The following is a 19,962-nucleotide window of genomic DNA, read 5'->3' on the forward strand; positions in this document are numbered from 1 at the left end:
TTTAAATTGTAAGTGGTATACGAGTATATTTGCGATAGATAATATGCTACATCATTACACATATTTAAATGAAAACACCACCAAGTGGGTCAGCTTTGTGCATGGCGCTGGTGGGAGCAGTTCTATTTGGTTTCGTCAAATAAGAGCTTTTAAAAAGGAGTTCAACGTCTTAGTACTCGACCTTAGAGGGCACGGTAATAGCAAGCCAATACTCAAAGACACCTTTAATGAAATTTATACTTTTGAAGTGATCACAGATGATATTATTGAAGTTTTGGAGCATTTAAAAATTAAAAAATCTCATTTTATTGGTATTTCTTTAGGGACTATTTTGATTCGTAATTTGGCTGAAAAAAGACAAGACCTTGTGGAAAGTATGGTAATGGGAGGAGCCATTTTAAAATTAAATGTTCGTTCTCAGATTTTAATGCGTTTAGGTTCTATTTTTAAATCGGTAGTTCCTTATATGTTGCTCTATAAGTTGTTTGCATTTATTATTATGCCAAAGAAAAACCACAAAGAATCTAGAATTCTTTTTGCAAACGAGGCAAAAAAATTATACCGAAAAGAGTTCATCAGGTGGTTTAAATTAACAGCAGAAATTAATCCTCTATTGCGTTTATTTAGAGCAAAAGACATTCAAATCCCGACTTTATATGTTATGGGAGCTCAAGACCATTTGTTTTTGCCTTCTATTAGAAGGGTGGTAAAAGAACACGTACAATCTTCTTTGTATGTAGTAGAGAATTGCGGGCATGTTGTTAACGTAGAGCAACCAGAAAATTTCAATATAAAGGCTATTGAGTTTTTAAAAGCCGTACCTTCTTAACTTTCCTCACCAAAACCCCTTTCTTTTTAGGTGCCTTCTTATAATCTTGTAGCAGGAAGGAATGATAAGAACTACTAGATATAATAAGGTACAACTGTTTTTTTAATACGGAAGCTTATACCAGTATCCACAAGTGAATGCGTTTATATTCTTAGGGATAAGAATAAGAATTGCTATGAAAGCGCAATCTTTTTGTTTAATATTACCAGGTCTAAACAGCCTATAAATGACACACAAAATTTCTTCCAAAAGATTAAGTTTAAAAGATTTAAATCATATTTCTCAAAATGTTACTGAACTACAGCTATCAGAAAGTTCGCTTCATGCTGTTCAAGCATGCCGGGATTATTTAGATAAGAATTTTGGTAGTGCTAACAGTACGCCTACTTATGGCATTAATACTGGTTTTGGTTCTTTATGCCATACTTCAATAGATCGCAGTCACTTAACTCAATTACAGCATAATTTAATCATGTCTCACGCTTGCGGGACAGGTGAAGAGGTTCCTGAAAAGATTGTCAAGTGGATGTTATTTCTAAAGATTCAAAGTTTGTGTTACGGACATAGTGGGGTGAGTGTGGCTGTGGTGCAGCGTTTAATAGATTTTTATAATCACGGAATTTATCCAGTCATCTATGAGCAAGGTTCGTTAGGGGCGTCCGGAGATCTAGCGCCGCTAGCACATTTAGCATTACCGCTTATAGGTTTAGGGGAGGTTGTGTACAAAGGAAAGCGATACACTGGTGAACAAATCAATAATATTAAGGGTTGGGAATCATTACAATTACAATCTAAGGAAGGTTTGGCCTTGATTAATGGCACTCAGTTCATGCTTGCTTATGGAGTATACCTTGCTTTGGAATCTAGAAAGTTATGGTACTGGTCTCATATTACGGCTGCGTTATCTTTAGATGGATTTTCTTGTAATATGTCTCCATTTGATGAGCGTATTCATTTTATTAGACCTCACAAAGGGCAGTTAACAAGCGCTGCTTTATTCAGGGAATTATTAGACGATAGTGAAATAGCTGCAGACGAAAAACTGAACGTACAAGACCCGTACAGCTTTAGATGCACGCCACAAGTGCACGGTGCCTCCAAGGATGCACTAGATTATTTTATTAAAACTATCTTGACCGAATGCAATTCGGTAACAGATAATCCAAATGTGTTTCCCGAATCAGACGCTATTATTTCTGGGGGAAATTTCCATGGACAGCCGCTAGCTTTAGCTTTGGATTTTTTATCAATAGCTATGAGTGAAATAGGCAGTATCAGTGAACGAAGAATATTTCAATTGATGAGTGGAACTCGCAATTTACCACCTTTTTTATCCAGAAATGCAGGTCTAAATAGCGGTATGATGATCTTGCAATACACCGCTGCAAGTATAGTTAGCCAGAATAAACACCTAGCAAATCCTTCCTCAACCGATAGTATCGTTAGTTCTAATGGTCAAGAAGATCACGTAAGTATGGGAGCAAATGCAGCTACTAAATCATTTAAGATTATTGATAATATAAAAACGGTACTTGCTATAGAGTTATTAACTAGTTCACAAGCACTTGAGTTTCATACCAAACAGACGTCTAGCTTCTTAAAATCTATTATTTCCATAGTGCGTAGTGGTATAGCACCATTTGAAAATGATCGGGTGATGTATACCGACATACAACTCGCCAAAGAAATCATAGCGTCGACGGAGTTAGATATGGAGGTGTTGCATTAGTTTCTAGATGGCTTTCATCTTTAATAACAGCCAAAAAGGTTCTGTTACTTCTAAAAAACTGCTTGCTTGTTGTTTCAAGCATCAGCTGTATTCTTTCTATAAAAATAAAAACGCATCTTAGAGATTAATTTCTAAGATGCGTTGGTAGTACTAGCTGTCGTCGGTAAGGTTATTCTGCCGACTGTTCGGCGCTTGGCTTAACAATCTTTACGACCAGCTTATCATTTTCTTTATCAAAATCCATGAATATGGAATCGCCTTCTTGCATTTGACTATTCACGATCTCTTCAGCAAGAGTATCTTCGATGTACTTTTGAATAGCACGTTTAAGAGGTCTGGCACCATATTCTTTGTCAAAACCTTTATCTACTATGTAATTTTTAGCTTCATCACTTAAGGTTAATTCGTACCCTAAATCTTTAATACGAGCAAAAAGCTTTGCCAATTCAATATCGATAATTTTATAGATATCTTCTCGTTCTAAGGCGTTAAAAACAATAACATCATCAATTCTGTTTAAGAATTCAGGTGCAAATGTCTTTTTTAAAGCTGCCTGTATAACACTACTCGCATTGTCGCTTTCAGCTAATTTACGGGCTGCGGTACCAAATCCGACTCCAGAGCCAAAATCCTTCAATTTACGAGCTCCTACATTAGAGGTCATGATAATAATGGTGTTTCTAAAATCAATTTTTCTTCCTAAGCTGTCGGTTAAGAATCCATCATCCAGTACTTGAAGTAACATATTGAATACATCTGGATGTGCTTTTTCAATTTCATCTAGCAAGATAACAGCATATGGTTTGCGTCTTACTTTTTCAGTAAGTTGGCCACCTTCTTCGTAACCTACATAGCCTGGAGGTGCACCTATTAATCTAGAGATAGCAAATTTCTCCATGTACTCACTCATATCAATACGAATAAGCGAATTTTCAGAATCAAAAAGCTCGCTAGCAAGAACTTTTGCTAGCTGTGTTTTACCAACACCAGTTTGTCCCAAGAAAATAAATGAACCAATGGGTTTGTTAGGGTCTTTTAATCCAGCTCTATTGCGTTGTATGGCTTTTACTACTTGTTTTACGGCTTTTTCTTGACCTATCACCAGATCTCCTATAGATTCATTAAGGTTGCTCAGTTTTTTCATTTCCTTAGTAGCGATGCGATTTACAGGTATTCCTGTCATCATGCTCACTACTTCAGCGACATTTTCTTCTGTTACCGTATCTTTATGAAGTTTAGAAGCTTCTTCCCAGGCTGTTTGCGCTTCAGCAAGTTGTAGTTCTAATTTTTTCTCATCATCGCGCAATTTTGCAGCTTGTTCATATTTCTGCTTTTTAACGACGTTATTCTTCTCTTCTTTAACTTCCTCTAGTTGTCTTTCTATTTCAACGATTTGGTCAGGAACTTCTATATTGTTGATGTGAATGCGAGATCCAGCTTCGTCTAGTGCATCAATGGCTTTGTCTGGTAAAAAACGATCTGTCATATAACGATTGGTAAGCTTTACACAAGCATTGATGGCTTCAGGAGTGTACGCAACATTATGGTGTTCTTCATACTTACCTTTGATGTTGTTCAAGATTATAATGGTTTCTTCTACTGAAGTAGGTTCTACCATAACCTTTTGAAAACGTCTTTCTAAGGCACCATCTTTTTCAATACTATTTCGGTACTCATCAAGCGTTGTGGCTCCTATACATTGAATCTCTCCACGAGCTAGCGCGGGTTTGAACATGTTTGAGGCATCTAAGGAACCAGCAGCCCCACCGGCTCCTACAATGGTATGAATTTCATCTATAAAAAGAATGATGTCCTCATTCTTCTCCAATTCATTCATTACTGCTTTCATGCGTTCTTCAAACTGCCCCCTGTATTTAGTGCCGGCTACTAGACTGGCTAGGTCTAGGGTGATCACTCTTTTGTCAAAAAGAATACGAGATACTTTTTTCTGAATAATCCTTAAAGCAAGACCTTCGGCTATAGCACTTTTACCAACTCCAGGCTCTCCTATTAACAAAGGGTTGTTCTTCTTGCGTCGACTTAAAATTTGAGATACGCGTTGTATTTCTTCTGCACGACCAACTACAGGGTCTAACTTATCATCTTCGGCCATTTTAGTTAAGTCACGGCCAAAATTGTCAAGAACAGGAGTTTTAGATTTTTTGTTACCCTTTTTATCCCCGCTTGGAGAGAATAGATTTTCTTTACTCCCATCTTGCATTTCCTCCCCAGCATCATCATCACTAAAAGATTGTGCACTTACATCTTCTACATAACCATCTTCTTGGGATAGGATCATTTTAAACTCGTCCTTGACATTATCGTAATCGACTTTAAGCTTGTTTAGAAGCTTTGTAGTAGGATCATTTTCATTGCGTAAAATACACAATAAAAGGTGTGCCGTATTTATAGAAGTACTCTGAAAAAGTTTGGCTTCTAGAAAAGTAGTTTTAAGTGCCCGTTCTGCCTGTCTGGTTAAATGCAAATTCTTCTTTTCATTGATAGCGCTGGAGATATTAGGGTTTGCTGGGCTGAGTATTTCAACTTTGCGACGCAAACTATCCAAGTCTACCGATAAGTTAGTTAAAATCTCTATCGCCTTACCGTCACCATCACGCAGTAATCCTAACATTAAATGTTCTGTACCTATAAAATCATGCCCTAATCGCAACGCCTCTTCCTTGCTATAGGCGATGACGTCTTTTACTCTTGGTGAAAAATTATCGTCCATATTGCTTCTTTCGTTTAAATGTATTGAATTTATTCTTTCAAAAAGCATTCCGTATTATAAAAAAGGGTTAATACTTTTTTAGCTTTCGCGAAAGCCTAATGTTACCGCTTAATTCCCTCCATTTGTAAAGGCATAAAACTTATCCACAGGAAGGGATTAAAAGTGTTAATAAAAACAGTTCATAAGGTGTATCAAAGCCTTATTAAAACTAGGGATTTACTTAAATTGCTAGTTGTTAAATTAACTAATAATATAATCTGATTTACATGGCAGATGGAGAAAAGTTAATCCCGATAAATATCGAGGATGAAATGAAGTCAGCATACATCGATTACTCGATGTCAGTCATAGTGTCACGTGCACTGCCAGATGTGCGAGACGGACTAAAACCAGTACATAGACGCGTTCTTTTTGGAATGTATGAATTGGGAGTACTCTCTAACAGAGGTTACAAGAAAAGTGCAAGAATCGTCGGAGAGGTGCTTGGAAAGTATCACCCGCATGGAGATACTTCTGTTTACGATACCATGGTACGTATGGCTCAAGAGTGGTCATTGCGTTACATGATGGTAGACGGTCAAGGTAACTTCGGTAGTGTGGATGGAGATCCACCTGCAGCAATGCGTTATACAGAGGCGAAAATGCGCAAGATATCTGAAGAGATGCTTGCTGATATTGACAAAGAAACAGTAGATACACAACTGAACTTTGATGACACCTTATCAGAGCCTACGGTTCTTCCTACCAAAATCCCTAATCTTCTCGTAAATGGTGCCAGCGGTATAGCGGTGGGAATGGCTACTAATATGCCGCCACACAACTTGACAGAAGTAGTAGATGGTACTATAGCCTATATCGAGAATAATGATATTGAAATCGAAGAATTGATTACCCATATCAAAGCTCCTGATTTTCCTACTGGAGGAATTATTTACGGCTATGATGGAGTGAAAGAAGCTTTTCATACTGGACGTGGACGCGTGAAAATACGCGGAAGGGTGAGGGTTGAGGAAGTTAAGGGTCGCGAATGTATCATAGTAGATGAGTTGCCTTATCAGGTCAACAAGGCTGATATGATAAAGAAAACTGCCGATCTTATTAATGATAAAAAATTAGAAGGAATTGCTTCTATTAGAGATGAGTCTGATAGAAATGGAATGCGCATAGTTTATGTTCTTAAACGCGACGCTATTCCTAATATCGTGATTAATAAACTCTACAAGCATACCGCACTTCAATCTAGTTTTAGTGTCAATAACATTGCATTGGTAAAGGGACGTCCACAGTTGCTCAATGTAAAGGAAATGATCCATCACTTTGTAGAACACCGACATGATGTAGTGGTTAGAAGAACCGTATATGAACTGCGCAAGGCAGAAGAACGAGCTCATATATTAGAGGGATTGATTATTGCAAGTGATAACATCGATGAGGTGATTGCTTTGATAAGGTCCAGTAGTAATGGTGAAGAAGCCCGTGAAAAATTAATAGAGCGTTTTGATCTTTCAGAAATACAAGCTCGTGCGATAGTTGAAATGCGATTGAGACAGCTTACTGGGCTGGAACAAGATAAATTGCGTACCGAGTACAGTGAGTTGATGGCGACCATAACCGATTTAAAAGACATTCTTGAAAAGAAAGAACGTCGCATGCAAATCATTAAAGAGGAACTTGTCGAGGTAAGAGAGAAATTTGGTGATGAACGTCGCTCTAAAATTGAATATGCCGGTGGGGACCTGAGTATAGAAGATATGATCCCAGATGAACAGGTAGTAATTACTATTTCGCATGCAGGTTATATAAAAAGAACCAGCCTTACCGAATACAAAACCCAAAATCGCGGCGGAGTAGGACAGAAGGCAAGTACTACAAGAGATGAAGACTTCCTAGTAGATCTGTTTGTAGGAACGAACCACCAGTACATGCTATTCTTTACCGAAAAAGGAAAATGTTTTTGGATGCGTGTGTACGAAATTCCAGAAGGAAGTAAAACTTCTAAAGGTCGCGCTATTCAAAACTTGATCAATATAGAGCAGGATGATCAGGTGAAAGCGGTTATTTGTACGCAAGACATTAAGGACGAAGACTATATCAATAGTCATTTTGTAATTATGTGTACCAAGAAAGGTGTGGTTAAGAAAACATCTCTAGAACAATACTCTAGACCTAGATCCAACGGTATCAATGCCATCACTGTCAGAGATGGAGATACGCTTCTAGAAGCAAAACTCACTACCGGAGACAGTCATGTGATGTTAGGCCTTAGAAGTGGTAAAGCCATCCGTTTTGATGAATCTAAAACACGTCCTATGGGTAGAAATGCTAGTGGAGTGCGTGGAATTACATTGTCTCATGACGATGATGAGGTCATAGGAATGGTTGCGGTTAACGATATGGATTCTAATATTCTTGTTGTTTCAGAAAAAGGATATGGAAAACGTTCTAGTCTTGACGATTACAGAGAGACCAATCGTGGAGGAAAAGGTGTAAAAACCATCTCAGTTACCGAGAAAACTGGAGGTCTTGTAGCCTTAAAGAATGTAAGCAACGAAGATGGGTTGATGATAATTAATAAATCTGGAGTTGCTATACGTATGAATGTATCAGACTTGAGAGTAATGGGACGCGCAACGCAAGGAGTGCGTTTGATTAATCTAAAAGGAAATGATTCTATTGCAGCGGTAGCTAAAGTTGTCAGAGAGGAAGAGGAAGTAGTAGCATCTGAGGATGATGTAGTTTCTGAAGCTCAAGACACTGAGGCAAATGTGGTAAATGATGATAGTGAAGAATAATAAAATTCATAGTATGAAAACTAAATTAACACTACTTTTTCTGGCTGTAGCTTGTATAGCTATGGCCCAGAAAAAAGAAATGAAAAAAATCGAGAAGGCAATAAAGGCAAATGATAGTTCAAAAGCTATAGAATTATTTAATTCCATAGATGAAAGCACTTTAGAACCGGAGTATGAAGGGGCTTATTCTTTTTACAAAGCAGTCACTTTAGTAGGTATTTCAGGTGAGAGCAATGCATCGGAGCAGGATGTTTATGAATCTTTTAACTTGATTGAAAAAGCAGAGAAATTAGGATACGATGAAAAGGATCTCATAGCCGTATTACAAAGTAACGCAAAAATACGATTGTTTAGTCTTGCTAACGAAAAGCTTCAATCTAATGATATCGAAGCAGCCTTTACGATGGTCAGTTATTTATCTGATAAGGACCCTTCTAATATGGGAATGTACTTTGATGCGGCTAACATGGCTTATCAAGCAGGTAAATTTGAAATAGCCAAAGAAAAGTATCAAAATTTGCTGGATAAAAAATATACAGGTGAACAGGTGGCTTACCTCGCGTTGAATAAATCAACTGGTCAACAGGAGGGTTTTCCTAGTAAAATATTACGTGACTTAGCCATTACTTCTGGGTCGCATACCAACCCAATGGAGGATCGAACTTCCTCTCAGGTAGGCAGTATGGTAACGAACTTAGTCTGGATGCATAAAAATGACGGGAATGAAGCTCGAGCAACATCTGTATTGGAGAAGGCTTTAAAAGATTTTTCTAACGATCAGTCCTTAAAGTTTGCATTGGCAGATATATATTTGATCTTAGAAATGATAGAAGAATATAAGGCAGCCACTAAAAGTCTTACCGAAGAAGTAAAAGATCCTAAGGTTTATGATAAACTTGCGCTTGCTGCACTCAATACAAAAGATTATGATCAAGCAATCAACTATTACGAGACGAGCATTGGGTTGGAGCCTATTAATTTTGTTGCACAAGCAAATTTAGGACTTTCCTATATAGAGAAAGGAAATTTAGAAGCAACTTCTGCTCAGGATCAATTAGAATTGTACAAGAAAGCAATTGCTTGTTATGAAAAAGCGCTTTCAATAGATGCAGAAAATACACTAACTATTAACACCTTAATCAGTTTATACGGTGTGTTTAATATGAGCGACAAGGTGGCGGAAATGAAAGCCAAATTGTAATATACATAAGTTACAGATGTCGGTGTCTCGCTTTCGCGAAAGCATTGTTAAAAAGTTCTTAGATAATACTTTTAAGAGCTTTTTTTAATCAAATGATTTTCTTGATCACTCTCAGTTTATGAGTATGTATATTTTTTTCTAAATGGAAGATGCCACTTTGATCCAGTCGGTCCATACGTACTTTACCGTGAGCATGTATAATATAATTATCACTCATAATGATGCCCACGTGAGTGATCCTTCCTTCGGGATTGTCAAAGAAAGCTAAATCACCTGGTTCAGATTCTTCTATAAAACTAAGAGCTTCACCTTGTGTAGCTTGTTCATTAGCATCTCTTAAGAGGTCAAAACCGTTTAATCTATAAATAAGTTGTGTAAAACCACTGCAATCTATTCCTAGAGGGGTTCGACCGCCCCACAAATAAGGGGTGTTTAAAAATAACAATGCGTTATTTACAAGTTGAGATTTATTAAGATTAATTTTAGCGCTATCAATAGGGAACAAGTCGTGTAGAAAATTAGAAGAACTCACTTGAGCTCCAATGGTTATCGTACTCAATGTATGATCTTTATGAGTGAGATGCGCTATTAAATCTTTAGCGTAATAGTGGTCCTGTTTTAATAGATGGTGATACTCTTCTGCTTCAATCTCTTGGAACTGTTTGTTGTCGATCCAGCCTTCATAATTATCATGAGCCAGCCTTATTTTAGACCACTTTTTTCTGCTTTCTACAATTTTAAATAGTTCTCCGTAAAGTACTTGAGACCGCATTTCACTAGCGTCACTAGTTTCAGACCTTAAAGGAGCGATAGAAATCGGACAGATACCGTATCTCATGTAACTTAATTAGATTGTAAAATTATAGCACTAGCACCACCACCACCATTGCAAATGGTAGCTGCTCCTATAGTTCCATTTTCTTGTTGTAGTACACTCAAAAGAGTGGTTACAATCCTTGCTCCGCTACATCCTAATGGATGGCCTAATGATACGGCACCTCCATAAACGTTAACATTTTTATCTTCAAGGCCTAGAATTTTCATATTGGCAAGACCTACTACGGCAAAAGCTTCATTAAACTCAAAGTAATCAACATCTCCTAAATTAATCCCAGCTTTTTTAAGCGCTTGAGGTAATGCTAAAGAAGGTGAGGTAGTAAAATACTTAGGTTCTTGAGCGGCATCGGCATAACCTATGATGGTTGCAAGTGTTACTAAACCTAGCTCCTGAGCTTTTTCCTCGCTCATTAACACTAAAGCTGCAGCGCCGTCGTTAATGGTAGAGGCATTTGCAGCAGTTACAGTTCCGTTTTTTGAAAATGCAGGTCTAAGAGCAGGGATCTTTTCTAGGTGTACATTGGTAAACTCCTCATCAATAGAAACAATTACATCATCCCCTCTTTTTTGAGGAATAGTAACTGGGACTACTTCATTTTTAAATTTACCATTTTCCCATGCGGCTTTTGAACGTTGATAGGATTGAATGGCAAAGTTGTCTTGATCTTCTCTTGTAAAATGATGATCTGTAGCACACAGGTCTGCACAAGTTCCCATGGCTTCCTGACTGTAAGCATCAACAAGACCATCTTTTTGCATTCCATCTATTAGGGTAGATGGACCAAACTTCTGTCCAGTCCTCATTTGAACATAATGAGGAATCATGCTCATGTTTTCCATTCCGCCAGCAACAACGATATGGTTATCGCCTAGTGCTATAGATTGTGCAGCCATCATTATGGTTTTCATTCCACTAGCACATACTTTATTTATAGTGGTAGCAGGGGTGCGATCGCTTATTCCTGCTCCGATAGCAGCTTGTCTTGCTGGAGCTTGTCCAGTGCCAGCTTGTACGACGTTACCCATCAATACCTCATCAACATGATTTGGATCCAACGAAATTTTATCTAAAGCGGCTTTAATAGCTATGGCTCCTAATCGTGTCGCTGGAACAGACGATAAGCTACCCATAAAACTACCTATTGGAGTTCTAGCATAAGATACAATAACTACTTTTTTCATGTTTCTAATTTACCTTGCAAAAATAATGAATTTAACAAGCAATTCATAGAGTTCTGGCAATACATCAATCAATTGTTTATCATTAATATACTGGTATTTTAAAAGTATAGTTGTTAATTTGTGGTATACTGTATGAGATGAGTAGTTTGTATAATTATCAAAATATTATTTACCGAGTATTTTTGTTGTGCTTTTGCACCGCATTAACCGTTTACATATTCCCTAATAATAATCGCTTTAAATACGATTACCAGCAAGGAGAGCCCTGGGATTATGAAACTTTGTACGCCCCTTTTTCTTTTCCAATAGAGAAAAGTGAAGCAGCTCTTTTAAAAGAAAGGCAACGTGTTTCAGATGAAGCGCCGTATTATTTTAAAATTGATTCAACTATTGAAAAAAAGGTGCGCACCAATTGGGCTAATAAATACTTGATCCCCTCTAAAGAGGACCTCCCTGAGCAAGATTTTAAAAGCATAGAAGCTGAATGGAACAACATACTCTATGAGATTTATAAAGTTGGCTATCTAGAATTACCGCTGGAATTAAATCAAAGCCAGCCTATTTTAATAGAATTGAATAACGAATTAAAAGCTGCTATTTATGATGACCTTTACAAGCCAGAAGATTTAGGTAGGCTTATAAATGATCGAGTACAGCGCTTAAAGGAGGTTGGCATTAATAGAAGTGAGCTATTAGCTGAGTTTTTAGAGGTGATACAACCCAATATTACTTATGACAAGCAATTAACAGAATTAGCAATTCAAGAGGAGTTAAATAAGATTCTAACCACTCGAGGCGTAGTTTCACAAGGAGCCAGAATTATCGCTCAAGGTGAGATTGTTGAAGGGGAGCAACTGCAAATACTTCAGACACTCAATAACACCTATAAATCTCAAACATGGACAGAGTCTCAGTATAATTGGAAGCTCGGTGGTTATATTGTGCTTGTCGGTATGGCTTACACCATGTTGATCTTATTTTTACGGAGGTATAGAACGTCTGTTTTTGAGAACTTCCGAAAGCTATTCTTTATATTTTTTAACATTCAAGTAGTGGTTGTTTTAACCGCGACCGTTGTTACTATTGATGTTCAGTACATTTATGTTGTCCCCGTATGTATTTTACCTTTAATATTAAAAGCCTTTTTTGATGCGAGATTAGGTTTATTTACGCATGTGATTGCTATTTTTATTTTAAGTTTTATTGTCCCTAATAGTGACGAGTATTTGTTTTTGCAAATGATGGCTGGTATTGTGACAGTTCTTTCCAATAATGAAATCTACAAGAGAGCAAATCTATTTCTTACCGTAGCCCAAATAATAGGGATCTATTTTCTATCGTATTTTGCTTTTTATGCTATTAATCAAGGAGGAGTTATTGGTCTGGATTGGAGTCGATTAGGTTACTTTGTGCTCTGTGGATTAGCGATGCTTTTTGTTTGGCCATTGATTTATATTTATGAGAAGATTTTCGGATTGGTAAGTGATGTATCACTTTTAGAGTTGAGTGATACCAATTCCAAACTTTTGAAAGCATTATCTAATAAGGCTCCTGGAACATTTCATCATTCTTTAAACGTTGCTAATATCGCAGAAACTGTAGCAAATGAAATAGGGGCAAACGCCATGTTAGTGCGTGTTGGAGCACTTTATCACGATGTCGGTAAAATGTCTAATCCCACCTATTTTACAGAAAATCAAGGTAGTGGTATTAATCCACATAATGATTTAGATCCAGAAGACAGTGCGAGAATTATCATTGATCATACCCTTAAAGGAATAGAGATTGCCCGTAAATACAACTTGCCAGACCGCATCATCGATTTTATAAGAACCCATCATGGCGATAGTTTGGTGTATTATTTTTATACCAAAGCCAAGGAACATCATCCGGAAGTTGCCAAAGATAACTTTCGGTATCCGGGTCCAAAGCCTTTTAGTCAAGAAACGGCCATACTGATGATAGCCGATAGTGTAGAGGCAGCTACCAAAAGCATTAAGAATCCAACCTCAGTAAAAATAGATAATTTAGTAAATAAAATTATAGAAGGGCAGGTAGAAAGTGGCCAGTTTCTCAACGCAAATATCACCTTTAAACAGATAGAAACAATTAAAGCTGTGATTAAAAAGAAGTTAGCTAGTATATATCATTTACGCATAGAATACCCTGAATAATTTATTGAAAAAACATTCATTTTTATTTGTGAAAATCTAAAGTTCGCTTACCTTTGCAACCGCTTTCAGAAATGGAGCAAGTTCTTTAAAATTTAGGAGAGGTGCCAGAGTGGTAATGGAGCAGTTTGCTAAACTGTCGACGGGTAACCGTCGCCAGGGTTCGAGTCCCTGTCTCTCCGCAACTTAAGCCTTTTAATACTTTTAAAAGTATTAATTTTAAAGCTAAAGTCATCAGTTCCCGAACTGATGTAAAAAAAAATCGGGGTGTAGCGTAGCCCGGTCATCGCGCCTGCTTTGGGAGCAGGAGGTCGCAGGTTCGAATCCTGCCACCCCGACTAAGTAAAAGCCTAACAACTTAATTATTAAGATGTTAGGCTTTTTTATTGCCAAAAAATCCGAAATACCGTCTCAACTATTTTATTTTTCAAAGTGTAATTGAAACATATTAAGGTTTTTAAAGAACAAAATGAAGAGAAAATCAAGCTATTTTAAAATGTGAAAACTATATACTTAGATGAACAATAGGTTTAAATTGGGGAAGTCTACATAAACAAAAGGAATCTATTATCTACTTGCAAAGAGTCAACTACCGCCTCGTTGGATTCCCAAAGGCCTTCAGAGGCTTTGAAAACTAGCAAGGATTGATATCATTAAGTCAGTTTTATTTACACCGTATGATAATATTCTTTTGGAGAAACTCCTGTAACTGATTTAAAACTTTTGAAAAAAGCACTATACGATGAAAATCCAATTTCAATAGCCAAAGCCTCTAAGGTATTCATTTTTAAAAAACCCTTCTCAATTAGGCCAATTGCATTTTGAATCCTCACAATTTTTTTAAAGTCGTTAAAACTTATTTTTGCGTGGTATTTAAACACATAAATCACATGACTTTTAGGAATATTGAGTTTGTCTGACAAGTCCTTTACTTTAAATGATTCTGTGAAAATTAAAGGAATAGCTAAAGCTAAATGCTCAATTTGAATTATATAATTATCAATTTCTAGGTCTATTTTTTCTTTTAAAACATTATCCTGAAAATTTGTAGGAGCTGCTACGCTTTTTAAAATCCATATAGTATCAAAAACAATTTTATATTTTTTGTATTCTTTGATTTTATTTTGAAACAAATCATAGCCGTATAAAAATTCAGGTGAATACAATACTTTTAAATAAAGTACAATCCACATTAATGCGGTAACCCATAAGAAATTGCTATCGTGTTGGTACCATAACCCATCCCTCTTTACAAGGAAAAATAAAGTAAATCGGATTAACACTAAGATAAAAAATCCAAATAATATATAGGTCCATTTTTTTACCCACACATTTTGTTGGTTAATCATCAATATGTTGCTTTTTCTTTTCCAAACCGATTTATGAAGTAAAAAATAGGATTTTACGGCATAGAATAGATTAAAAACAACCAAAACTAGTACTCGACTTTTTAGCACTATTGTGTTTGGATAATAAGTGACTATACTATTGATGATTGCGAATAAAACAATGGCGGCTAATACATGTAAAAAATTCTCTTTGGGGTTGTGACGTTTAGAAGATACCAATTTTTTGAAATACAAAAACACTAAAGGAGAAGTGATTACAATAATAAATAAATCTAATTGTCTTAAATAATCAGTATCCAAAGAAAAGTCTCCTAGGGCATAAAATAAAAAACGAATGGAGGAGGTTGCAAAAATAACAACTAAGTATAAATTGGTCTGACGGTTATTTTTGTAACGATTGCCTATTAAAAAAACAGTTACAAATCCTAATAACGCACTGGTAAAAAAAATAATTTCCGAATAATTCAACTTAGGGGACGGTTAGGTTTTTATCAAGCAAATTTAGTTATTCTATCAGTATACCTCTTTTTTAAAATGGTATAAACCTGAAAATATTGGTACAAAACTCAAAAATAAGGTATTTCGATCTTTACACTTTTTAAAAACTTTTCAATTTCATAGTATTATTGCTCTTGAATTGTAGCGGGTTTTAAGTAGCAACCGCTTTTTAAGCATTGGTTATCATTTGTAATCACCTCGTTACAACTCACAAATTTTAATTTTATTTAATACAATTTTTGATGCTATTATGTATTGAGCCTCATAGGTTTAAAAAAGCTACCATGTTGCTTGACCGTTCTGGGTATCAGTATTCTGACGAAATCAAAAACACCAGCAATTTAATTGAGCAACCGTTGATTTATTCTTTTTGAACACCTATCACACCACCTAACTTATGAAATTACATTACCGCCTTTTTAGCAGCGTTTGGATTACTTTATTTTTAATGAGTTTTTCCAATGCTCAAGACGTATTTATTACCGCCGGTACAACGATAAGCTCAAGTGGCGAAGTCATTATTAATTTTGGCAGCGGTACGGTAACCAACAACGGAGTTATAGCAAACTCTGATGGAACTCTTAATTTTTCGGGTCCCGTGACCTTTTCAGGTGCAGGAACAACACATACCAAAAACTTGACTATTGCGCATTCGGGAACGAGTGTATTAAACAATACCATAGAAGTTACCGGATCCTTGTTGGTTTCTAGTGGGACATTAAACGCTAACGACCACCTGACCTTAGTTTCTAATGCGGCAGGCTCGGCAGTGGTGGCTCCTGTGGGGGGAAGCATAACAGGAGCAGTGACCGTGCAGCGCTATATTCCACAAGGCAAAAGAGCCTTTCGTTTTTTAACCCCAAGTGTAACAACCACTAATTTTATTAGTAACAACTGGCAGTTAACTACTCATATTACAGGTTCTACAACAGGTGCTGATGGATTTGATACTACCGTTTCAGGCAATCCTTCTTTATTTACTTACGATAATCAACAAGCAACTGGTTCTGGTTGGGAAGCCATTCCCACTACAAATGCCACTAACCTTAACGCTATGCAAGGCTATCTGCTTTTAATTCGTGGGGATCGAACTCCTGCCTTGATCACTCAGGCTTCACAAGCCGACATGAATGCCCCTATTACATTATCAGCTACTGGTACCTTGACCACAGGTACAGTAACCTTTGATAGCAGCTCTTCTCCTGCTCCTATAAATGACACGAGCAATAGTACTACAGATGGCTATAGTTTTATAGGAAATCCTTATGTGAATACTATAGATTGGAATGCACTCACAAAACCAGGTTTAACAGGTACCTATTATGTATGGGATTCCAATATGGGCACCTCAGATAATAGAGGGGCTTATGTAGCATATGATACTTCATCAGGGTCTAGTGCACCGAGTAGTAGTAGCGTCAACCGATACATACAACCAGGGCAAGCTTTTTTTGTAAAAAACAGTGTTTCAGGAACGCCAGGTGCTATCACCTTTAATGAATCGGATAAGCTGGGAGCCAATATCACTAATTTTTACCGAACCGAGACAACTAATTTTTCTAGACTAGAGCTACAGGTCTATGAAACTAGTGAGCTGTCTTTGGGAGGATACCCTATTGATGCAGCTGTATCGGTTTTTGACCACCAATTTACCAATGCTATAGAAAATGGAGATGTCACAAAGTTAAGCACTGGAATAGAAAACATTTCTTTTTTAAACAGCAATCTTTCTTTGGCAATTGATGCCAGACCACAAGTAGTACCCACCGACGAATTGCTTATACAATTACAGCAATTTAAAGCAAATAAAGACTATACGTTTATTACCCACTTCAGCAATTTAGATGCTTCAACCACACCGTTTTTATTGGATACCTATCTGAATCAATATACTGCTTTGGCAAATAATGCCGCCACAGAGGTTGCGTTTACTACAACAACTAATGTGCTTTCACATGCTCCAAATCGCTTTAAGATCGTGTTTCAAAACAATACCTTAACCCAACCAGATATTGATGCAGCACTGATGGTTATTTATCCTAACCCAGTAACCAACAACCAATTTAATATCTCATTACCCAGTAATCTTACTGGCGAGGTTTCTATACGAATCATCAACACCTTAGGTCAAATAGTATACGGAACGACAACAGCGGCTCAACATGCGATCAGCATAACACCAAGAAGTGTTCTAGCTCAAGGGGTGTACCTTGTAGAACTAACCCATGAAGGAAAAAGCACTACGGAAAAAATAATAATACAATAATACTAATACTACCATAATGATACTACCAAAAGTTCCCGCCATCAGCTTACAAAAACAGTGGTGTATGGTCTTTATACTGCTGCCATTTCTTGCAATATCTCAACCCGAATTTATGCCGGGCATGGGCGTGGACACGGATGATGTAACAGCACCTATAGATGATTATATCTATGTGGTTTTAGCTCTAGTGGGGTATGTTGCCTACAGTTTTTTTAAAACACGCCGTGGCGTGAAGCGCATTGCCTTAAATGATCGCTTACCAAATTTGTAATATGCAATCAAAAAACAATAACTCAAGAATTATGAACAACTTCTTTTTATCCATTGTTATACTAGGTAGCTGCATTGCTCAGGCTCAGGTCGGTATAGGCACTACCACCCCAAATGCCGCCGCGGCTCTAGACATTACCTCTACTACCCAAGGGCTTTTACCACCACGCATGACAGCGGCACAGCGCGATGCTATTGCTACTCCAGTCCAAGGTCTTACTATATTTAATACTGATCATAAATGTCTTAACGTATATGTAGGTTACTGGCGAAGTTTATGTGCTTTTGACAATACTGATAGTACTGGCACCATTACTCATAATAGTTTAACTTACGAGGATATATATAGTGCTGCGACTGGTTTAATTTGGTTAGACCGCAACTTGGGGGCTACACAAGTAGCGACTAGCAGCACCGATGGTCTCGCTTATGGAAATTTATACCAGTGGGGCCGTGGTACAGATGGGCACCAGATAAGTACCTCACCCACAAGGAGTGCAAGAAGCGGAACGGACGATCCAGGTCATGGAGATTTTATAATAACAACCACTTCACCTCGTTATTGGCGCAGCCCTGAAATCGTCAATTTGTGGCAAGGTGCTAATGGTGTAAACAACCCTTGCCCAAGTGGGTATCGATTGCCTACAGAAGCAGAGTGGGATGCCGAACGTGTAAGTTGGGTAAGCAACAATGCAGCAGGAGCTCTTGCCTCACCGCTTAAATTGCCCAAGGCAGGCTTCCGTTACCACGAAGATGGTTCGCTTAGAGCTTTCGGTGGCAAAGGATCGTATTGGAGCAGTACGATAAAAGCAAGCCCCCATTTTTCTGGCTACCTTAATTTTGATGATAACAATTCTAACGCGGGTGACTACTATCGTGCATCTGGTTTTTCCGTTCGCTGCCTTAAGGACTAGTGCTGAGGGCCATGGTGTACTGATTGTGCCGAATGATGATTAGTGCAGCGACTGGTGCTGACCGCTATCGGGATTGGTGCCTACAGTTTTTTTTAAAAACACGCCGCGGCGTTAAGCGCACTGCCTTAAATGATCGCTTACCAAATTTGTAATATGCAATCAAAAAAAATTCAGAATTATGAACAACTTCTTTTTATCCATTTTAAGTAAGCAAAGTAAAATGAAAAAAACAATTTTAACTATAGTAACGCTTACCTTCATGGGCTGGAGCATCGCCAACGCTCAAGTCGGTATAGGCACTACCACCCCAAATGCTTCTGCGGCTCTAGACATTACCTCTACAGCCAAAGGATTATTACCCCCTCGCATGACAGCTGCAGAGCGCGATGCAATTGCTACGCCAGCCCAAGGTCTTACTGTATTTAATACCGATCATAAATGTCTTAACGTATATGTAGGTTACTGGCGAAATTTATGTGCTTTTGACAATACTAATACTACTGGCACCATTACTTATAATAATTTAACTTACGAGGATGTATATAGTGCTGCAACTGGTTTAATTTGGTTAGACCGCAATTTAGGTGCCACCCAAGTAGCAGCAAGCAGTACCGATGCGGCTTCTTATGGCGATTTATACCAGTGGGGACGAGGTACAGATGGGCACCAGATAAGAACATCAGCTACATCAACTGTGCAAAGTAGTTCAACGAGCCCAGGGAATACTTTTATTATAAGTTCTACAAACTGGTACACTGGTGCTGATCCTGATACCCTCTGGCAGGGAATAAACGGTATCAACAACCCATGCCCAAGTGGGTATAGGTTACCTACAGAAACAGAGTGGAGTGCAGAACGGACAAGTTGGAGCAGCAATAACGCAGCCGGGGCTATAGCTTCACCGCTTCAATTGCCCATAGCGGGCCGCCGCTGGTTCAACAATGGTTCGATCCTCGATGTTGGTACCCGCGGCAGCTATTGGAGCAGTACGGTTAGCGGCACCAATTCGCTCCTCTTATTCTTCAATAGCAGCACTGCCTACACAGGTATCAACGACCGAGCTTACGGGTATGCTGTTCGTTGCATTAAGGACTAGTGCTGAGCGCTGTAGTGCACGTAGCCATGGTGTACTGAATGTGCCGAAGGATGATTAGTGCAGCGACTGGTCCTGACCACTTTCGGGATTGGTGCCT

The 19,962-nt window shown here is 37.9% G+C and carries 13 protein-coding genes and 2 tRNA genes; 11 read left to right on the forward strand and 4 right to left on the reverse strand.

Going from position 1 to position 19,962, the window contains the following annotated elements:
* Positions 1-43: 43 nt before the first annotated feature.
* Positions 44-829, forward strand: coding sequence for an alpha/beta hydrolase (locus KG732_RS08380; RefSeq protein WP_213522418.1), 786 nt, complete (start codon positions 44-46; stop codon positions 827-829).
* Positions 830-1,055: 226 nt separating this feature from the next.
* Complete coding sequence (gene hutH / locus KG732_RS08385) at positions 1,056-2,558, forward strand: histidine ammonia-lyase (RefSeq protein ID WP_213522420.1); 1,503 nt, start codon at positions 1,056-1,058, stop codon at positions 2,556-2,558.
* Positions 2,559-2,727: 169 nt separating this feature from the next.
* Here the strand turns inward: hutH and KG732_RS08390 are convergent, their stop codons facing one another.
* On the reverse strand, positions 2,728-5,289 hold the full coding sequence (locus KG732_RS08390) for an ATP-dependent Clp protease ATP-binding subunit (RefSeq protein ID WP_213522423.1): 2,562 nt from the start codon (positions 5,287-5,289) through the stop codon (positions 2,728-2,730).
* A gap of 266 nt (positions 5,290-5,555) precedes the next feature.
* Here KG732_RS08390 and gyrA point away from each other — a divergent pair, with 266 nt between their 5' ends.
* Positions 5,556-8,081 (forward strand): DNA gyrase subunit A, encoded by a 2,526-nt coding sequence (gene gyrA / locus KG732_RS08395; protein WP_213522425.1) that lies wholly within the window; start codon positions 5,556-5,558, stop codon positions 8,079-8,081.
* 13 nt (positions 8,082-8,094) lie between these two features.
* Positions 8,095-9,282, forward strand: coding sequence for a tetratricopeptide repeat protein (locus KG732_RS08400; protein WP_213522427.1), 1,188 nt, complete (start codon positions 8,095-8,097; stop codon positions 9,280-9,282).
* Between the two features lie 88 nt (positions 9,283-9,370).
* On the opposite strand, the gene KG732_RS08405 is transcribed toward KG732_RS08400, so the two are convergent.
* Positions 9,371-10,120: a C40 family peptidase gene (locus KG732_RS08405; RefSeq protein ID WP_213522428.1), complete on the reverse strand. Its 750-nt coding sequence runs from the start codon at positions 10,118-10,120 to the stop codon at positions 9,371-9,373.
* 5 nt (positions 10,121-10,125) lie between these two features.
* Positions 10,126-11,301 carry an acetyl-CoA C-acyltransferase gene (locus tag KG732_RS08410; RefSeq protein ID WP_213522430.1) on the reverse strand — a complete coding sequence of 392 codons (1,176 nt, stop codon included), beginning with the start codon at positions 11,299-11,301 and terminating at the stop codon, positions 10,126-10,128.
* A 137-nt stretch (positions 11,302-11,438) separates the two neighbouring features.
* Here KG732_RS08410 and KG732_RS08415 point away from each other — a divergent pair, with 137 nt between their 5' ends.
* From KG732_RS08415 to KG732_RS08425, 3 genes are all read left to right on the forward strand, one after another.
* Positions 11,439-13,475, forward strand: coding sequence for an HDIG domain-containing metalloprotein (locus KG732_RS08415; RefSeq protein WP_213522432.1), 2,037 nt, complete (start codon positions 11,439-11,441; stop codon positions 13,473-13,475).
* A 95-nt stretch (positions 13,476-13,570) separates the two neighbouring features.
* A tRNA-Ser gene (locus KG732_RS08420) sits at positions 13,571-13,654 on the forward strand.
* Positions 13,655-13,735: 81 nt separating this feature from the next.
* A tRNA-Pro gene (locus KG732_RS08425) sits at positions 13,736-13,810 on the forward strand.
* 330 nt (positions 13,811-14,140) lie between these two features.
* Here the strand turns inward: KG732_RS08425 and KG732_RS08430 are convergent.
* On the reverse strand, positions 14,141-15,289 hold the full coding sequence (locus KG732_RS08430; protein ID WP_213522434.1) for an AraC family transcriptional regulator: 1,149 nt from the start codon (positions 15,287-15,289) through the stop codon (positions 14,141-14,143).
* 427 nt (positions 15,290-15,716) lie between these two features.
* Between KG732_RS08430 and KG732_RS08435 the strand changes: the two genes are divergently transcribed.
* From KG732_RS08435 to KG732_RS08450, 4 genes are all read left to right on the forward strand, one after another.
* On the forward strand, positions 15,717-17,585 hold the full coding sequence (locus KG732_RS08435; protein WP_213522436.1) for a T9SS type A sorting domain-containing protein: 1,869 nt from the start codon (positions 15,717-15,719) through the stop codon (positions 17,583-17,585).
* Positions 17,586-17,601: 16 nt separating this feature from the next.
* Positions 17,602-17,856, forward strand: a complete 255-nt coding sequence (locus KG732_RS08440; protein WP_213522438.1) for a hypothetical protein — start codon at positions 17,602-17,604, stop codon at positions 17,854-17,856.
* Positions 17,857-17,887: 31 nt separating this feature from the next.
* The gene (locus KG732_RS08445; RefSeq protein ID WP_213522440.1) at positions 17,888-18,769 is read left to right on the forward strand and encodes an FISUMP domain-containing protein; all 882 of its coding nucleotides are present in this window, start codon (positions 17,888-17,890) and stop codon (positions 18,767-18,769) included.
* A gap of 220 nt (positions 18,770-18,989) precedes the next feature.
* Positions 18,990-19,865: an FISUMP domain-containing protein gene (locus KG732_RS08450; protein WP_213522441.1), complete on the forward strand. Its 876-nt coding sequence runs from the start codon at positions 18,990-18,992 to the stop codon at positions 19,863-19,865.
* Positions 19,866-19,962 lie beyond the last annotated feature (97 nt).

This window comes from Nonlabens sp. (assembly GCF_018401815.1).
Classification (GTDB): Bacteria; Bacteroidota; Bacteroidia; order Flavobacteriales; family Flavobacteriaceae; genus Nonlabens.